Origin of the sequence: Nocardia sp. NBC_01388 (genome assembly GCF_045040085.1) — a bacterium.
GTDB lineage: Bacteria > Actinomycetota > Actinomycetes > Mycobacteriales > Mycobacteriaceae > Nocardia.
Window position 1 is genome coordinate 161,330 of record NZ_CP109553.1, and the last position, 16,179, is coordinate 177,508.

Annotated in this window: 16 protein-coding genes; 10 read left to right on the plus strand and 6 right to left on the minus strand. The window is 66.9% G+C overall.

Features of this window, described 5'->3' with window-relative positions; translation table 11 throughout:
• The first annotated feature begins 29 nt into the window (after positions 1–29).
• The 4 genes from fabG to OG716_RS00745 all read left to right on the plus strand — a co-directional run bounded on the left by fabG (position 30) and on the right by OG716_RS00745 (position 4,009).
• Complete coding sequence (fabG, locus tag OG716_RS00730) at positions 30–782, plus strand: 3-oxoacyl-ACP reductase FabG (protein WP_405135814.1); 753 nt, start codon at positions 30–32, stop codon at positions 780–782.
• A gap of 37 nt (positions 783–819) precedes the next feature.
• Complete coding sequence (locus tag OG716_RS00735; protein ID WP_405135815.1) at positions 820–1,977, plus strand: acyl-CoA dehydrogenase family protein; 1,158 nt, start codon at positions 820–822, stop codon at positions 1,975–1,977.
• A 30-nt stretch (positions 1,978–2,007) separates the two neighbouring features.
• Entirely contained in the window at positions 2,008–3,492 is a 1,485-nt protein-coding gene (locus tag OG716_RS00740) for a long-chain-fatty-acid--CoA ligase (protein ID WP_405135816.1), read from the plus strand.
• A 64-nt stretch (positions 3,493–3,556) separates the two neighbouring features.
• Positions 3,557–4,009, plus strand: coding sequence for a MaoC family dehydratase (locus OG716_RS00745; protein WP_405135817.1), 453 nt, complete (start codon positions 3,557–3,559; stop codon positions 4,007–4,009).
• Between the two features lie 63 nt (positions 4,010–4,072).
• Here the strand turns inward: OG716_RS00745 and OG716_RS00750 are convergent, their stop codons facing one another.
• On the minus strand, positions 4,073–4,765 hold the full coding sequence (locus tag OG716_RS00750) for a YdcF family protein (RefSeq protein ID WP_405135818.1): 693 nt from the start codon (positions 4,763–4,765) through the stop codon (positions 4,073–4,075).
• Positions 4,766–4,910: 145 nt separating this feature from the next.
• The gene (locus tag OG716_RS00755; RefSeq protein WP_405135819.1) at positions 4,911–5,759 is read right to left on the minus strand and encodes an NAD(P)H-binding protein; all 849 of its coding nucleotides are present in this window, start codon (positions 5,757–5,759) and stop codon (positions 4,911–4,913) included.
• Positions 5,760–5,848: 89 nt separating this feature from the next.
• Between OG716_RS00755 and OG716_RS00760 the strand changes: the two genes are divergently transcribed.
• On the plus strand, positions 5,849–6,301 hold the full coding sequence (locus tag OG716_RS00760; protein WP_405135820.1) for a MarR family winged helix-turn-helix transcriptional regulator: 453 nt from the start codon (positions 5,849–5,851) through the stop codon (positions 6,299–6,301).
• Positions 6,302–6,637: 336 nt separating this feature from the next.
• Positions 6,638–6,913 carry an Lrp/AsnC family transcriptional regulator gene (locus OG716_RS00765; protein ID WP_297609004.1) on the plus strand — a complete coding sequence of 92 codons (276 nt, stop codon included), beginning with the start codon at positions 6,638–6,640 and terminating at the stop codon, positions 6,911–6,913.
• Between the two features lie 67 nt (positions 6,914–6,980).
• On the opposite strand, the gene OG716_RS00770 is transcribed toward OG716_RS00765, so the two are convergent.
• From OG716_RS00770 to OG716_RS00780, 3 genes are all read right to left on the minus strand, one after another.
• A complete protein-coding gene (locus tag OG716_RS00770; protein ID WP_405135821.1) occupies positions 6,981–7,463 on the minus strand; it encodes a hypothetical protein in 483 nt (160 codons plus the stop codon).
• 196 nt (positions 7,464–7,659) lie between these two features.
• Positions 7,660–8,715, minus strand: a complete 1,056-nt coding sequence (gene trpD / locus OG716_RS00775) for an anthranilate phosphoribosyltransferase (RefSeq protein ID WP_405135822.1) — start codon at positions 8,713–8,715, stop codon at positions 7,660–7,662.
• 25 nt (positions 8,716–8,740) lie between these two features.
• Positions 8,741–9,148: a hypothetical protein gene (locus OG716_RS00780; protein WP_405135823.1), complete on the minus strand. Its 408-nt coding sequence runs from the start codon at positions 9,146–9,148 to the stop codon at positions 8,741–8,743.
• A 169-nt stretch (positions 9,149–9,317) separates the two neighbouring features.
• Here OG716_RS00780 and OG716_RS00785 point away from each other — a divergent pair, with 169 nt between their 5' ends.
• The 4 genes from OG716_RS00785 to OG716_RS00800 all read left to right on the plus strand — a co-directional run bounded on the left by OG716_RS00785 (position 9,318) and on the right by OG716_RS00800 (position 13,710).
• Positions 9,318–9,929 (plus strand): heme-copper oxidase subunit III, encoded by a 612-nt coding sequence (locus OG716_RS00785; RefSeq protein ID WP_327141000.1) that lies wholly within the window; start codon positions 9,318–9,320, stop codon positions 9,927–9,929.
• Between the two features lie 82 nt (positions 9,930–10,011).
• Positions 10,012–10,881: a c-type cytochrome gene (locus OG716_RS00790; RefSeq protein WP_405135824.1), complete on the plus strand. Its 870-nt coding sequence runs from the start codon at positions 10,012–10,014 to the stop codon at positions 10,879–10,881.
• 73 nt (positions 10,882–10,954) lie between these two features.
• The gene (locus tag OG716_RS00795) at positions 10,955–12,106 is read left to right on the plus strand and encodes a ubiquinol-cytochrome c reductase iron-sulfur subunit (RefSeq protein ID WP_355128846.1); all 1,152 of its coding nucleotides are present in this window, start codon (positions 10,955–10,957) and stop codon (positions 12,104–12,106) included.
• Positions 12,103–13,710 carry a cytochrome bc complex cytochrome b subunit gene (locus OG716_RS00800; protein WP_355128844.1) on the plus strand — a complete coding sequence of 536 codons (1,608 nt, stop codon included), beginning with the start codon at positions 12,103–12,105 and terminating at the stop codon, positions 13,708–13,710. Before OG716_RS00795 ends, OG716_RS00800 begins: the two co-directional genes overlap by 4 nt.
• 253 nt (positions 13,711–13,963) lie before the next feature.
• On the opposite strand, the gene OG716_RS00805 is transcribed toward OG716_RS00800, so the two are convergent.
• Complete coding sequence (locus OG716_RS00805) at positions 13,964–15,829, minus strand: DEDD exonuclease domain-containing protein (RefSeq protein WP_405139436.1); 1,866 nt, start codon at positions 15,827–15,829, stop codon at positions 13,964–13,966.
• Between the last annotated feature and the right edge of the window lie 350 nt (positions 15,830–16,179).

Below are 16,179 nucleotides of genomic sequence, written 5' to 3' on the forward strand. Positions count from 1 at the left end.
CGATCACACTCTCGGACAAGGAGATTCGCATGACCTCGAAGGTTGCCTTCGTCACCGGCGCCGCCCGCGGAATCGGCGCCGCCACCGCGGCCCGGCTGGCCGCCGACGGATTCACCGTCGTCATTGCCGACCTCGACGAAACCGCCTGTAAGACGGCCGTCGACGCGATCGTCGCCGACGGCGGCAAGGCGATCGCGGTGGCCTGCAATGTGACCGATGAGGCCTCGGTCGACGCCGCGTTCGAACGTGTTGCGGCGGAACTGGGTTCGGTCGACGTGCTGGTCAACAATGCGGGAGTGCTGCGGGACAATCTGCTGTTCAAGATGTCCGTCGAGGACTGGGACACGGTTATGTCGGTGCATCTGCGCGGGGCGTTCCTGTGCAGCCGCGCCGCGCAGCGGTACATGGTCAAGCAGAAGTCGGGCAAGATCGTGAACACCTCCAGTGTGTCCGCGCTGGGCAGTCGCGGGCAGGCCAATTATTCGGCCGCCAAGATGGGTATTCAGGGCTTCACCCGCACCCTCGCCATCGAACTCGGCCCGTACGGCATCAATGTGAATGCCGTTGCGCCCGGATTCATCGTCACCGATATGACCGATGCCACCGCGGCGCGGGTCGGCGTCGATCCGGAGGAGTTCCGGACCCAGGCCGCCGCGATCACGCCGCTGCGCCGGGTCGGGCAGCCCGCGGATATCGCCAATGTGGTCTCGTTCCTCGTCTCCGAGGACGCCTCCTTCGTCACCGGGCAGACCATCTACGTCGACGGCGGACGCAAGCTCTAGGCCGCTGCCCGGGGCTTGATTCAAGAGAGAAAGTGTAATGCAGAGAACAGTTTTCGACGCCGACCACGAATCCTTCCGCAAGACGGTGCGAGCCTTCATCGAATCCGAGGTCGCGCCCGTCTACGACGAATGGTTCGACGCCGGCATCGCGCCGCGCGAGTTCTATTACCAGCTGGCCGAACTCGGCATCTTCGGCATCGAGGTGCCCGAGGAATTCGGTGGCGCGGGCATCGAATCGTTCAAGTTCCAGGCCGTCATCATCGAGGAGGCCGCCCGCGCCGCGGTCTCCTTCGGCGGCTCCAGCGTGCATGTGGGTCTGTGCCTGCCGTATCTGAAGATGCTGGCCACACAGGAGCAGAAGGAGCGCCTGCTGCCCGGCTTCGTGAGCGGCGAGACTATGTTCGCCATCGCCATGACCGAGCCCGGGACCGGTTCTGATCTGGCCGGAATGCGCACCACCGCAAAGCTTTCCGAGGACGGCACGCACTATGTGCTGAACGGGTCCAAGACGTTCATCACCGGTGGTGTGCATGCCGATCGGGTGATCGTCTGCGCCCGCACCGACGCGCCCCGTGCGGAGGACCGCCGCCACGGCATCTCGCTGTTCATGGTGGACACCAAGTTGCCGGGCTACACCGTCGGGCGCAAGCTCGACAAGCTGGGCCTGAAGGTCTCCGACACCGCCGAACTCAGCTTCACGAATGTCGAAGTGCCGGTGGCGGATCTGCTCGGCGAGGAGAACAAGGGATTCTCCTACCTCGGGCTCAATCTGCCGCAGGAGCGGCTGTCCATTGCCGTCGGCGCGTACGCGCAGGCGCGGGCGGCGGTGCAGTTCGCCAAGGAATACACGCAGCAGCGCAATGTGTTCGGGCAGCCGGTCGCCAGTTTCCAGAACACCAAATTCGAGCTGGCCGCCTGCCAGGCCGAAGTGGATGCCGCCGAAGCCGTGGTGGATCGCGGGCTCGAGGCGCTCGACGCCGGGACACTGACACCGGCGGATGCCGCCTCCGCCAAGCTGTTCTGCACCGAGGTCGCGGCCCGGGTCATCGACCGCTGCCTGCAGCTGCACGGTGGCTACGGATTCATCAACGAGTACCCGATCGCGCGGCTCTACGCCGACAACCGCGTCAACCGGATCTACGGCGGCACCAGCGAAGTCATGAAGATGATCATCGCCAAGGATATGGGCCTGTAGGCCACACGCTACGAACAGCAAGAGGTCTCCATGAACGCGACGCTCTCCCTGGCCAGCATTCTCGCCGAACCGGCGCGGCGGCGGCCCGACCACCTCGCCCTCATCGAAGGCGCACAACGGATCACCTTCGCCGACCTGTGGCGGCAGGCCCGCGAACAGGCCGGGGCGCTCATCGAACTCGGCGTGCGGCCGGGGGATCGAGTCGCGCTGATGGGGCCCAATACCGCTGATTTCCCGCGCGCCTACTACGCCATCCTGGCGGCGGGGGCGACCGTGGTGCCGGTGCATCTGCTGCTCACCGCGGACGAGGCCGAATACGTGCTGCGGGACAGCGGAGCGTCATTGCTCATCTGTCACGACATGGTGGCTGCGGTGGGCAAGGCGGCCGCCGAGCGCGCGGGGATTCCCTGCGTGAACCCGAAAGAGCTGGCCGCCGAAGCGATTCCGGCATTCGTGTCGCGCAGTCCGCTCGATATCGCGGTGGTGTTCTACACCAGTGGGACCACCGGCCGGCCGAAGGGCGCGGAGCTCAGTCACCTCAATATGGTCATGTGCGCCACGGTGAACGCCTTCGACGCCAATGAGGTCAAGCGCGAGGACATCGCCCTCGGCGCGCTCCCGCTGTTCCATGTGTTCGGGCAGACGGTGTCCATGAATTCGCACTGGCGGCTGGGCGCGACACTGGTGCTGCTGCCGAGATTCGATGCGGCCGAGGCGATTCGGCTCATGAACGCCGAGACTATCAATACCTTCCACGGGGTGCCGACCATGTACGTCGGCCTGCTGGAAGCCGCGCGCGAGGCGGAGCGACTGCCGAAGCTGCGGCTGTGCATCAGCGGCGGCGCGGCCATGCCGCCCTCGGTGCTCGAGGACTTCGAGCGGGTGTTCGGCGCGCAGGTGCTGGAGGGCTACGGGCTCTCGGAGACCTCGCCGACCGCCACCGTCAACCAGCCGCTGCTCGGACCGGTCGCCGGGACCGTCGGGCATGCGGTGTGGGGCGTGGATGTCGAGATCGCCGATCCGGCCGTGCACGATCGCATCGAACTGCTGCCGACCGGGAGCGTCGGCGAGGTCGTGGTGCGCGGGCACAATGTGTTCAGCGGATACACCGGGCGGCCCGAGGCTACGGCGGAAGCCGTGGTGGACGGCTGGTTCCGCACCGGTGACCTCGGCGTCAAGGACGAGGGTGACTACCTGCGCATTGTGGACCGCATCAAGGAGATGATCATTCGCGGCGGATTCAATGTGTATCCGACCGAGGTCGAGGCCGCGCTGCTGCGGCATCCCAAGATCGCGCAGGTCGCGGTGATCGGGGTGCCGGACGACAATTACGGCGAGGAGATCCTGGCGGTGGTGGTGCCCGCCGAGCCCGTCACCGCCGAGGAGATCATCGAGTTCGCCCGGGAGCACGTGGCCCGCTACAAATACCCGCGGCGGGTCGAATTCCTGACCGAACTGCCGCTCGGACCCACCCATAAGATTTTGAAGCGAGAACTCAAGGAGCGGTTCGCATGAGCGGTCAGGCTCGGCGGCGGAGCGTAACCACGGAGAGCCCCGCTCATGCGAGAGAGGAAACAGCATGATCGACTTCACTTCGTTCGACGAATTGCGGGCGGCCGTCGGGACCGAAATCGGTGTCAGCGACTGGATTCTCATCGACCAGGAGCGCATCGACCGGTTCGCCGACGCCACCGGCGATCACCAGTGGATCCACGTCGATCCGGAACGCGCCGCCGCCGGACCCTACGGGCGCACCATCGCACACGGCTTCCTGACCCTGTCCCTGGTGGTCCCCATGAGCGCACAGGTGATGCAGGCCAGCTTCGTGCGCATGGCAATCAACTACGGACTCAACAAGGTTCGCTTCATCACCCCGGTCCCGGTCGGCAGTCGCATCCGCGGCCGCTTCACCCTGAACTCCATCACCGATATCCCGGGCGGCGTTCAGGGCGAACGCACGGTCACCATCGAGATCGAGGGAGAGCCCAAGCCCGCCTGTGTAGCCGAAAGCATCGCCCGCTACCTGGTATGACGGCACCGACGTCGAAGGCCGGTCCCCGAAAAGGGGACGGGCCTTCGGCTTTCGAGTGCGAAGCTACTTGCCTATTCCGTATGGTTGCGCGGACAGGGGTGAGTCGTCCGGGGTCATGGTCGCGACCACCGCGATGCCCGCGGACCGGAAGTTGCTGAGGGCCCGGGCGATATGGTCGGCCGAGGTGATCAGGATGGCCGCGTGTGCGCCGATCGCCTGCATGAGCTGGGCCGAGAACGCCGCGTTCTGCACGGTCGAATTCGCATGGGTCTCACTGTGAATGCGCTGCGGGGTGATGCCGCGCTGCGTCAGCCAGTCCGCCATGGCCTGGGCCTCGGTGACGCCGTTCTGCGGATTGCCGCCGGTGACGATCACCGGGGCATCGGGGGACAGCAGCGCCGAGACGTACCCGGCGTAGAGGCGGTTCACCAGCTCCGGGCGCATCGAACCATCGGGCAGCAGGCCGTAACCGAGTACCACGATGGCGGTGGCCGGGCTGAACATGGCGGGCAGTTCCAGGCCGGGGAGGTCCACGCCGGGCATCACCGTGGTGACCGAATGGAGAACGGCGAGCGCGCCCTGCGAGATGGCCGCCGCCGGATCCACCGGTGCGGCGGCGGGTTCGGCATGCGCCGTGGCGACAGCGGCGGCAACCGCGACGACCGTGGCACCCGCGAGCAGGTTGCGCACGGCGAGACGCGCGGTATTTCGGGAGAGGTGGCGGAGAACCGGAACAGCCGGTAGCAGATCGAACATCGGAAACCCCCTGGGCAGCCACGCCAGCGACTACTAGTCGGTTCACATTTTCGATCCATGATCACCCGAAAATTACTGCCCGGTACACGATTCGGCGAAATCAAGATCCGCACGCCCCCGACCTGCGGCGACCCGGATCGTCCGGTCAGGCGAAGGCGTCGCGGTGTGCCGCACACCATTGCGCGAAGGTGCGGGGCGGGCGGCCGAGCAGTGCAGTGACGGTATCGGTGCGCAGTCCGACTGTGTCGGAGCGCATTTGGGTGAAGGACTCCAGGATCGCGGCGGCCAGGGCTGGTGGGGCTCCGTTCGGGAAGCGAGCCCGGATGGCCTCCTCCGGGGTGCTGGTGCCGCGAATCTCGAGTGTGCGGCCGAGGATTCGCGACAGGATCGCGACCTGCTCTGCGCAGGTGAGGGATTCGGCGCCGGTCAGGGCATAGGTGGCGGGCCGGTGATTCGGCTCGGTCAGGGCGCGGGCCGCCACCGCGGCGATATCGGCCGGGTCGACCGGGGCGAAGCGGCCCGGGCCGGTCGGGTCGAGAATCGGTTCGCCCGCGCGGATGGCGGGGGCCCATTCGAGGGCATTGCTCATGAGGCCGCCCGGTCGCACGATGGTTGCCGGAATGCCGCCGGCCAGGACGAGTTCCTCGCGTTCGCGGTGCCAGCGGCCCATGGGGGGAACGGGATCGCCGGCGGCATGGAAGGAGGACAGCAGCACGATGCGGCGGACGCCGGCCTGCTGTGCGGACTTCACCGCGTGGCGGGTGTGGTCGATGCCGACGCCGGGGACCAGCAGGAACAGGGCGGTGACGCCGTCCAGGGCCCCGGCGAGGGCGGCCGGATCGTCGAGATCGCCGACGTATCGCCGCGCCGGCGCCGGGAGGTCGCGGGCGCGGGCCGGATCGCGCACCAGGATGCGGTATTCGACTCCGGCGGTGGCCAGTTCGCGGGTGAGTTCGCGGCCGATGTTTCCGGTCGCACCTGTCAGAAGTATCATGAACGCTCCAAGTCGTTAGCCGTCTATCGAATAACGCTAGACGGCTAACGATCTCTGGTCAATAGTTGTCCGCCGACCCCGGAGGCCTGATGTCCGACTTCCTCGATCTCCATGGCAGCACGTCGAAAGTCCTGCGCGCCTTGGCCGATCGCGATATGCGCCGCCTCGGACTGCACCTCGGGCAGAACCATGTGCTGGCCGCACTCTGGGAGCAGGACGGGCGCACGCCGGGGGAGATGGCCGCCGCCCTGAATGTCAGCACCCCCACCGTCGTCAAGGCCGCCACCCGCATGACCGCCGCCGGCCTGCTCGTGCGCCGCCCCGACGACCGCGACAACCGCCTCGTCCGCCTCTGGCTCACCGACAAGGGCCGCGACCTCCAGAAACCCGTCGAAGCCGACCGAAAAGCCCTGGAGGACAAAGTCACCGCCGCTCTCACCCCCACCGAACGCAAACACCTCATGTCCGCCCTCACCAAAATCCACCACACCGCCACAGACCTCCTCGGCACCCCCGTCGACCCCGCTTCTCTCCCGGACTGACCGCCCGCACCGAACAGCGCATGTCCGTGCCGCGCAGCCCCTATCAGCGCTGTGTGGCACCGACGCGGGTTGTGCGGTCGGTCGCGCGCTGGTTGCCTGCGGCCCAGGGCGTCGAACAGCGCATGTCTCTGCTGGACAGTGCTTGTCGGCGCTGTGTGGCATCGAGACGGGTTGTGCGGTCGGCGCGGGCGATGGTTGGCACGCGACTGGGGGTGCTGGGCACCGAACAGCGCGTGTCTGTGCTGGACAGTGCTCAGTGGCGCTGTGGGGTGCTGATGCGGGGTGTGCGGTCGGGGGTCGGGGGGATTCGGGGGGTGATCACCTAGAGTTGGGCGCATGATTACCGCGATCGTGCTGATCTTTGCCGAGTCCGATCGGATTCCGGAGACCGCGCAGGAACTGGCCGATATCGACGGGGTGGCCGAGGTGTACTCGTGCGCCGGGGATGTGGATCTGATCGCGGTGGTGCGGGTGCGCGACCATGAGCAGATCGCGGAGGTGGTGACCGGGCGGATCAATAAGACGGCCGGAGTCGAGCGCACCACTACGCACATCGCCTTCAAGTCCTACTCGCGCGCGGATGTGGAGCAGGGCTTCTCCATCGGCGAATAGCGGTCGGTAGCGGGCCCGGCAATCCCGTCTGAACGATGCGCCCGGAGAGTTCCTCCGAGGCATGCGGTCAGTTCGCGAGGACTGCGGCGCCGAGGGGGGAGGCGTGGCGGCCGGGCTCGATGACGCGGGTGACGCCGCCTCGGCAACCGGGCAGCAGATAGACGCGGACCGCCTGATCGGTGTTGTTGGTGACCGCCAGGCGGCGGGGCACCTTGCGGACGGTGAGGCATCCGGTGAGGTCGCCGTAATCGCGGTCGTCCACGGTAAGCATGCCCTGTGCCGAGGTGTGGGCAATCGGCGTGACCGGGTGTGCGGCGCTCACCGGCACACCGCCGAGGAGGGCGCCGCCGAGCGCGGCCACCGTGACCGCGAGAATGCCTCGGCGCCAAGAGATTCCGTGCTGCGCGGGGCTCGCCATCAGGGCGTGGGGGTCGAGGAGCGGGGCAGGCTTTTCGGCGATCTCGCCATGGCTGTGTCCCTCGGTGCGGCCGTCACGAGCACCGCAGCCGCGAGCCCGGATATCGCATATCCGTACCGCTTCATGCCGCACATCCTCACTGGGTCCGTCCGGCGATCGCCCGCACCCTAGCGGAGAACCGCCTGCTCAACGCCGAAACTGTAACGCCGCCGCTGGTGTATCACCAGCAAACAACACACCTTTGGCACCTGCGAACTCGTGCGAAAAGCGACAATTCGGTCTTTTTTCGGACGAACGGGCCGAATGCGGCCGGTTCGTCCGGCCGTGATCAGTCGGAACCGAGCTCGTTCGTCACGGCCACCCAGCGATCGAGCAGCGCCGCCGCAGCGCCGCTGTCGACGGCCGCGGAAACCCGCTCCAGCGCAACGGCCAGCCGCGCGTGCAGATCGTCCTCGGCATTCGCCGCGGTGAGCTCGTAGGCGACCACCGCGGCGGCCGAATTCACCAGCACCGCATCACGAACCGGGCCGAGATCACCGGCGAACATATTGCGGGCGATCACCGCGTTCATGGTCGCGTCGCCACCCTTGAGGGCCGCCGGATCGACGCGCTCGATGCCGAGTTTGGTTGGGTCGATGGTGGTTTCGTACCGCTGACCGCCCGCGACGACCCACACATCGGTGGTATCGGCCGTGGTGATCTCGTCCAGCCCGTCATTGCCGCGCACTACCAGCGCCGAGGCGCCGCGATCGGCGAACACGCCCGCGATGACCGGCAGCAGATCCGCGAAGGCGCAGCCGATGAGACCGGCGGTCGGCTGTGCCGGATTGGTCAGCGGGCCCAGGATATTGAAGACCGTCGGAATGCCGATCTCACCGCGGGCCTGGCTGGCATAGCGCAGTGCGGGATGGAAGACCGGCGCGAAGCAGAAGCCGATACCGGCCTCGCGCACCGAGGCCGCGACCGAGGCCGGGCCCAGGGCGATCTTCACGCCCAGCGCCTCCAGCACATCCGCGCCGCCGCTCTTGGACGAGGCCGCGCGATTGCCGTGCTTCACCACGGGAATCCCGGTGGCCGCCACCACGATCGAGGACATGGTGGAGATATTCACCGTGCCGGAGCGGTCACCGCCGGTGCCGACGATATCGACCGCGGTGCCCTCGAACGGAATCCGGCGCGCGTGCGCGAGCATGCCCGCGGCCAGGCCGCCCAGCTCGGCGGAGGTGGGGCCCTTCATCTTCAGGGCCACACCGAAGGCGGCGATCTGCGCGGAGGTGGCGCTATCGGTGAAGATCTCGTTCAGCGCCCAGGTGGCCTCCTCGGCGGAGAGGTCATTGCCGTCGGTGAGGATGCCGAGGATTTCTCGCCAGCTGCGCGCGCTCATGGCTGCCAAGCCTAGTGCGCGGGGGCTATTTCTTTTCTCCCGGTGGCTGCAGGGCATCCCAGCCCAGTGCCACACCGTCATGGCGGTGCGCGAGCGCGACCATGCGGGCGTGGTCCTGGGCGCAGTGCATGGCATCGATGACCCGGACGCGTTGCAGGATCAGCATCTCGGCATCGGCCTGCGAAAGGGTTTCATAGCCTTCCCGCTCGGCAATGATTTGCACCGCATTCCGCTGCTCTGCGGGAACCCGCAGGTGGTGCCGTAAAACCGCAGGTTGGTCGGCAGTCCAGTTCTCCGCGCGGCCCAGAACAGCCGAACATGCTTCCGCGTCATCGAAACTCGACGCCACCACCACCAGGTCGCCGCGCCCGGTATCGAGTTGCGCGGGCCCGGCGCGCCGAAAGCGCCGCAGCCACCGTGACTTCGCGTTCATTTCACCTTCCAAAAGTGGCTCAGCTTCCTCTTACCTGCACAATCTAGGCTGCTCCATGACACGCCGAGCCCCTGTCGAGAGGGTCGCTCGCCCTGCGGTTTCCGACACGTACGACGAAGTTTCGTACCCCGCTACTCCTGTCGTACTACGACAAGTCATACTTACCGGCGTGACGACCGCAGTAGGGACCCCAGGATCGGCCATTACCCAGCGAGTGCATTCGCTGAACCGGCCCAACATGGTCAGCGTCGGTACCATCATCTGGCTGTCGAGCGAGTTGATGTTCTTCGCCGGCCTGTTCGCTATGTACTTTGTCGCCCGCGCGCAGGCACACGGCAAATGGCCGATGGAGCCGACCGAGCTGAACCTCAAGCTCGCCGTGCCGGTGACCGCCGTCCTGGTCGCCTCGTCTTTCACCTGCCAGATGGGCGTCTTCGCGGCTGAGCGCGGCGACGTGTTCGGCCTGCGCCGCTGGTACACCGTCACCCTGATCATGGGCGCGATGTTCGTCGCCGGTCAGGGCTACGAGTACACCAACCTGGTTCGTGAAGGCACCACCATCTCCAGCACCGTGTACGGCTCGGTCTTCTACATCACGACCGGCTTCCACGGCCTGCACGTCATCGGCGGTCTCATCGCCTTCGTCTTCCTGCTGATCCGTACCTCGCTGAGTAAGTTCACCCCGGCGCAGGCCACGGCAGCGATCGTTGTCTCGTACTACTGGCACTTCGTCGACATCGTCTGGATCGGCCTCTTCGCCACGATCTACTTCATCCGCTAGCGCGGTTGAGCTCCACGGCACAGCCCGCCGTAGGCAAGAAACTTCTGTACAAGTCGGTTCCGTCTACTCCAAAGGGACACAGATGAGTTCATCTCCCCCGTCAGCGCCAGATCCGAGCCTCGCATCGGGTTCGGGCGAGGCCACCAAGACGCGTAAGCAGCGCCGCGTGCGCCGGCGTATCGCCGGCGGTCTGGTTCTTCTGATGGGCCTCGTCGGAGCCGGCTTCGCGGCATCGGCCCTGACGCCGACGGCTCAGGTCGCCACGGCGAACGAAGACCAGTCCGCGCTGATCCGCGAGGGCAAGCAGATCTACGACACCTCCTGCGTCACCTGCCACGGTGCCAATCTGCAGGGTGTCCAGGATCGCGGCCCCGCCCTGATCGGCGTCGGCGAAGCAGCGGTGTACTTCCAGGTCTCCTCCGGACGTATGCCCGCGGCCCGCAACGAAGCGCAGATCGTGCGCAAGCCCGAGAAGTTCGACGCACACCAGACCGACGCCCTCGGCGCCTACATCCAGGCCAATGGCGGCGGTCCGACCGTGGTGCGCGACAGCAACGGCGAGGTCGCACAGGATTCCCTCACCGCCGGAGCCGATCTCGGCCGCGGTGGCGAGCTCTTCCGCATGAACTGCGCCTCCTGCCACAACTTCACCGGCAAGGGCGGCGCGCTGTCCTCCGGTAAGTTCGCGCCGCCGCTGGACAAGGCGACCAATCAGCAGATCTACCTGGCCATGCTCACCGGCCCGCAGAACATGCCCAAGTTCTCCGATCGGCAGCTGACGCCGGAGGAGAAGAAGGACATCGTCGGGTACATCACCGATCGCATGCGGACCCCGTCGGAGGCCGGATACGGCCTCGGCGGCTTCGGTCCCGCGACCGAGGGTCTGGTCATGTGGATCGTCGGCATCGTGGCGCTGGTCGGATCGGCGATGTGGATCGGATCACGATCATGACCACGTCAGGCCCGGAGGCGGCAGCGCAGCGTAACCACGGAGGGCCCGGGGTCATGATCCGGAGGGCGCAGCCATGAGTGAACAGGAGCGAAACAGCATGGGGGACAACCCCACCGGGGAACCGACGGATGAGCAGCTCGACGCGATGTCGCGTGACGAGCTCGTCGAACTCGGTACCAAGCTCGACGGCGTCGACGTGGCCTACCGCGCACCGCGCTGGCCCGTCCCCGGCACCCGCGCCGAGAAGCGCGCCGAGCGCCAGGTGGCGCTGTGGTTCGCCATCTCCGGCATCGCGGCGGCCGCGCTCATCGGCGTATTCCTCTTCTGGCCCTGGCAGTACAAGGGGCGCGGCGAAGACGGCAATGCCGCCTACACGCTGACCACCCCGCTGTACGGCCTCACCCTGGGCATCTCGGTGCTGGCCATCGGCGTGGCCGTGGTGCTCATCCGCAAGAAGTTCATCCCGGCCGAGATCTCGATCCAGGACCGCCACGATGGCCGCTCCTCCGAGGTCAACCGCCGCACCCTGGGCGCGCAGCTGTCCGACGCGGTGGAGACCTCCACGCTCGGCCGCCGCAAGCTCATCACCCGCACCGCGGGTGCGGGCGCGGGCCTGCTCGGCATCGGCGCGCTGTTCGTCTTCGCCGGCGGCATGATCAAGAACCCGTGGGCCAAGGGCGACAAGTCGCCGCTGTGGGTCTCCGGCTGGACCCCGGACTACCCGGGCCAGACCGTCTACCTGCGCCGCGACACCGGCCGCCCCAGCGATATCGTGCTGGTGAAGCCGGAGGATCTCGACGCCGGCGCCATGGAAACCGTCTTCCCCTGGAAGGAAGAATGGCGTGGCGACGAGGAGGAGACGCTGCAGTCGCTGCGTGGAATCCGCAACGCGGTCATGCTGATTCGCCTGCGCACCAAGGACTCCGAGTCCGCCATCAAGCGCAAGGGCCAGGAAAGCTTCAACTACGGCGACTACTGGGCCTACTCGAAGATCTGCACCCACCTCGGTTGCCCCACCTCGCTTTTCGAGCAGCAGGACAACAAGATCCTGTGCCCCTGCCACCAGTCGCAGTTCTCTGCGGTCGAATGGGGTAAGCCGATCTTCGGTCCCGCCGCCCGCGCGCTGCCGCAGCTGGCGATCACCGTCAACTCCGAGGGCTACCTGGTCGCCGCGCACGACTTCATCGAGCCCCTCGGACCGGCCTACTGGGAGCGTCGTTCATGAGCCAAGTTGATGAACTCGACGAGCGGTATCACGCTGCCGCGTTCGTAAAGCGATCGATCAACAAGGTCTTCCCGACCCACTGGTCGTTCCTGCTCGGTGAGATCGCGCTGTACGCCTTCATCATCCTGCTGCTGTCGGGTATCTACCTGACGCTGTACTTCGACCCGTCCATGAGCGAGACCGTCTACAACGGCTCGTACCAGCCGCTGCGTGGCGTGTCCATGTCGCGGGCCTACGAGACCGCGCTGAACATCTCCTTCGAGGTGCGCGGCGGTCTGTTCGTGCGCCAGGTGCACCACTGGGCGGCGCTGCTGTTCGCGGCGTCGATCATCATCCACCTGTTCCGCATCTTCTTCACCGGCGCTTTCCGCAAGCCGCGTGAGGCCAACTGGGTCATCGGCTCGCTGCTGCTCATCCTGGCCATGTTCGAAGGCTTCTTCGGCTACTCGCTTCCCGACGACCTGCTCTCCGGAACCGGTCTGCGCGCGGCGTTCGGTGGCATCACCATGGGTGTTCCGGTCATCGGCACCTGGATGCACTGGCTGATCTTCGGCGGCGACTTCCCGGGCGACATCATCATTCCGCGCCTGTACATCGCGCACGTGCTGCTGATTCCGGGCATTCTGCTGGCGCTCATCGCGGCACACGTGGCGCTGGTCTGGTACCAGAAGCACACGCAGTTCCCCGGGCCGGGCCGCAAGGAAACCAATGTCGTCGGCGCGCGCATCGTGCCGGTGTTCGCCGCGGACCAGGGCGCGTTCTTCGCCTTCACCCTCGGCATCGTCGCGATCATGGCGGGCGTGTTCCAGATCAACCCGATCTGGAACCTGGGTCCCTACAACCCGTCTCAGGTCTCCGCGGGTTCGCAGCCGGACTTCTACATGATGTGGACCGACGGCATGGCGCGTCTCATGCCGCCGTGGGAGCTCTACTTCTGGGGCCACACCGTGCCGGCCGCGTTCTGGGTCGCGCTGATCATGGGCCTGGTCTTCACCGTCCTGGTCATGTACCCGTGGATCGAGAAGCGGCTCACCGGCGACACCGTGCGCCACAACCTGCTGCAGCGTCCGCGCGATGTGCCGGTCCGCACCGCCATCGGCGCCATGTCCATCGCCTTCTACCTGGTGCTGACCCTGGCGTGTGTCAACGACATCATCGCGCTCAAGTTCAACATCTCGCTGAACGCGACGACGTGGATCTTCCGCATCGGCCTGCTGGTGGCGCCGCCGCTCGCGTACTTCGCGGCCTACCGCCTGTGCCTCGGCCTGCAGCGCAGCGACCGCGACGTGCTCGAGCACGGCATCGAAACCGGTGTCATCAAGCGTCTGCCGCACGGTGAGTACATCGAGGTGCACCAGCCGCTCGGACCGGTCGATTCGCACGGCCACGCCATTCCGCTGGAGTACCAGGGCGCCACGGTGCCCAAGAAGATGGTCAAGCTCGGCTCCGCCGGCAAGCCCGGCACCGGCTCCTTCCTGTTCGCCGACCCGCACCAGCAGCAGCTGGACAATGTCGCGAACGCGCACAAGGAAGAGCACGAGATGCTCAAGGCCCTCGCGAGCCATCAGGAGAACGTCGACAGCGGCGTGCACGACAGCCACTGAGACACCCCGCTGTAAAGGGAAGGCCCCGAGTCGAATTCGACTCGGGGCCTTCCCCGTTCGCGGACAATGGCGCATCCCGGGGGAGATCCACAACGGCACAGCCGTCGACCATGACGTGAGCGATCGATCGAGACCGCGTCAGGCCGGCCGGAGTGAAGTCGGTCAGTCGGTGTGAGTTCCAGGCCGAGGCGGTCGTGGCGTTCGATAGGCCGATGCGCCTGATGCGCACGGCATTCGCGCCTCTGGCAGGTCGTCATTCTCGGTGGGGTGTGGGTGGTGAGGGATCGTCGATCGTTGCGCTGGCGGCGGCTTCGGCGCGCTCCATCCAGGCGAGCCAGGCGCCTGCGCCGAGGCGGGGCTCGTGGTAGCCGTCGGTGGTGCGGACTATGCGGGTGCCGGGTTGTTCCAGCCAGCGGACGAGGAGCCCGGCTTCCTCGGGGAGGGCGCCGTGCAGTGGGGGATAGGCGGGGTCGTCGGAGGCGACCGGAGTGGGGGTCGCTTCGGCATCCAGGTCGGCCGCTGGTGGGGTGCCGGGAGTTGGCGTGGGGGTGCGGGTTCGGGGTGGGGGATTCAGGCGGGGTGGGATGACGGTTTCGGCGGCGGCGGCGAGGTGGTCGACGGTGAGCATGGGGGAGACGCCTCGAGGCGCGTTGCCGGCGGAGGCTAGGCGGCCGTGGCGGATGACCGCGAAGTGCCAGCCGCCGGCGCCGTCGGGGTGGGCGGCGATCAGTTCGGGGATGCGGGTGAGGGCGGCCAGGCGCTGGGTGCGGCGCAGGGCGCGGACCACCGTGACGGTGCGGTCGCGGAGGCGGGCGGCGGCTTCGAAATGTTCTGCTGCGGAGTGGGTTTCGATCTTCGACTCGATCGCGTGCAGGATGTCGTCGCTGCGGCCGGAGAAGAGTGCGCGCACCGCCTCGGGGGCTTGCGCGTACTCCTCTATATATAGGGGTCTGTTTTCGGCGGTCGCGGGGCAGCCGCCGACAACGGCGGGCGGGCAATCGTGGTGGCCGGATCGCGGGATGCGGGCGGTGCAGGTGCGCAGGCGGGAATGCTCCGCGACGGTGACGCCGACCTCGACGGCCTCGGCGCGGGAGGTGAAGGGGCCCAGGGCATCCCGGGTGGGAGTGCGGGAGACCGCGAAGCGGGGGAAGGGCTCCTCGGTCAGCGTGAGCCACCAGGCGCGCTGCGGGAATTTGGACCGGCGGTTGTAGGGCGGGGTGTGCGCGAGCAGCAGGCGGAGCTCGCGCACACCCGCCTCCAGACCGTGCGCGCACTCGACATGATCGACGCGCGTGGCCAATTGGACCATCTCGCGCATTCGCGGACGGGTGTCGGAACCGGTGAAGTAGTTGCGGACACGGCGGCGAAGATTCACCGCGGTTCCTATATAGAGGACTTCATCCGACGGGCCACGGAAGAGATACACGCCGGGGGTGGCCGGAAGATCCGTGGCGAGTGTCCGTTTGGAACGCTGGCGGCGAGTCACCTCCGGCAGATAGTCGAGCAGCTCGGTGAGGCTGTGCACGCCCTGATTGCCGACGCGGGCGATGAGCGCGTGCAGCACATCCACGGTGGCGCGCGCATCGTCCAGCGCGCGGTGGGTCGGCCGGGTCTGCGCCCCGAGCAGTTCCGCGAGCAGTGAGAGCCGCACCGAGGGCGCTTCATCACGCCCGAGCACCCGCCGGGCCAGCTGCACCGTGCACAGCACCTGGAAGGCGGGCCAGGGGATATCGCTGCGGGCCGCCGCCGCGCGCAGGAACCCGGTATCGAAGCGGGCATTGTGCGCGACCAGGACGGTCCCGCGCGCGAACTCCAGGAATCCGGGCAGCACCGATTCGATGCGCGGCGCATCCATCACCATCGCGGTGGTGATCCCGGTGATCTGTACGATCTGCGGTGGAATCGCGTAGCCGGGGTTCACCAGCGTGGCGAACTCGCCCAGCACCTCCCCACCGCGAATCTTCACCGCCCCGATCTCGGTGATCGCGTCGCCCTCGGGGCTGGTACCGGTCGTTTCCAGATCCACGACCACGAACGTCGTGTCATAGAGCGGTGTTTCGAGCTCATCGAAGGCCAGCTGTCCGGACACGATCCGCAGCGTAGGGCGTGGGTCCGACAGAGTGAGCCGCTCCCGGAGCGGCGCAGCGGATCGGCGGCGTGTCGCGCACCGGCAGCGCCGCGGTTCGAGGAAGAATGTCTCGATATCTGATCGAGATACCCGAGATGAAATCCCCGAATTGCACGAATATGCAAAAATGTGGTCAGGGTCACATTGATTCATAAACTGGATCAATTCGGGCGACGGTCAAGATCATCTCGAGTCGGCACCTCGGGCATGCTGCCGCGGTAAGGGTCACCTTGCGGCCGAATGCAAGTCCGCCGGTCAGGGCCTGGTCGAGTGAGGCGCTTCTGAACTGGTGTTATATCGAATCGCCCCTGCAAGAGGGGACTGTTTTCGATCACTCCCTA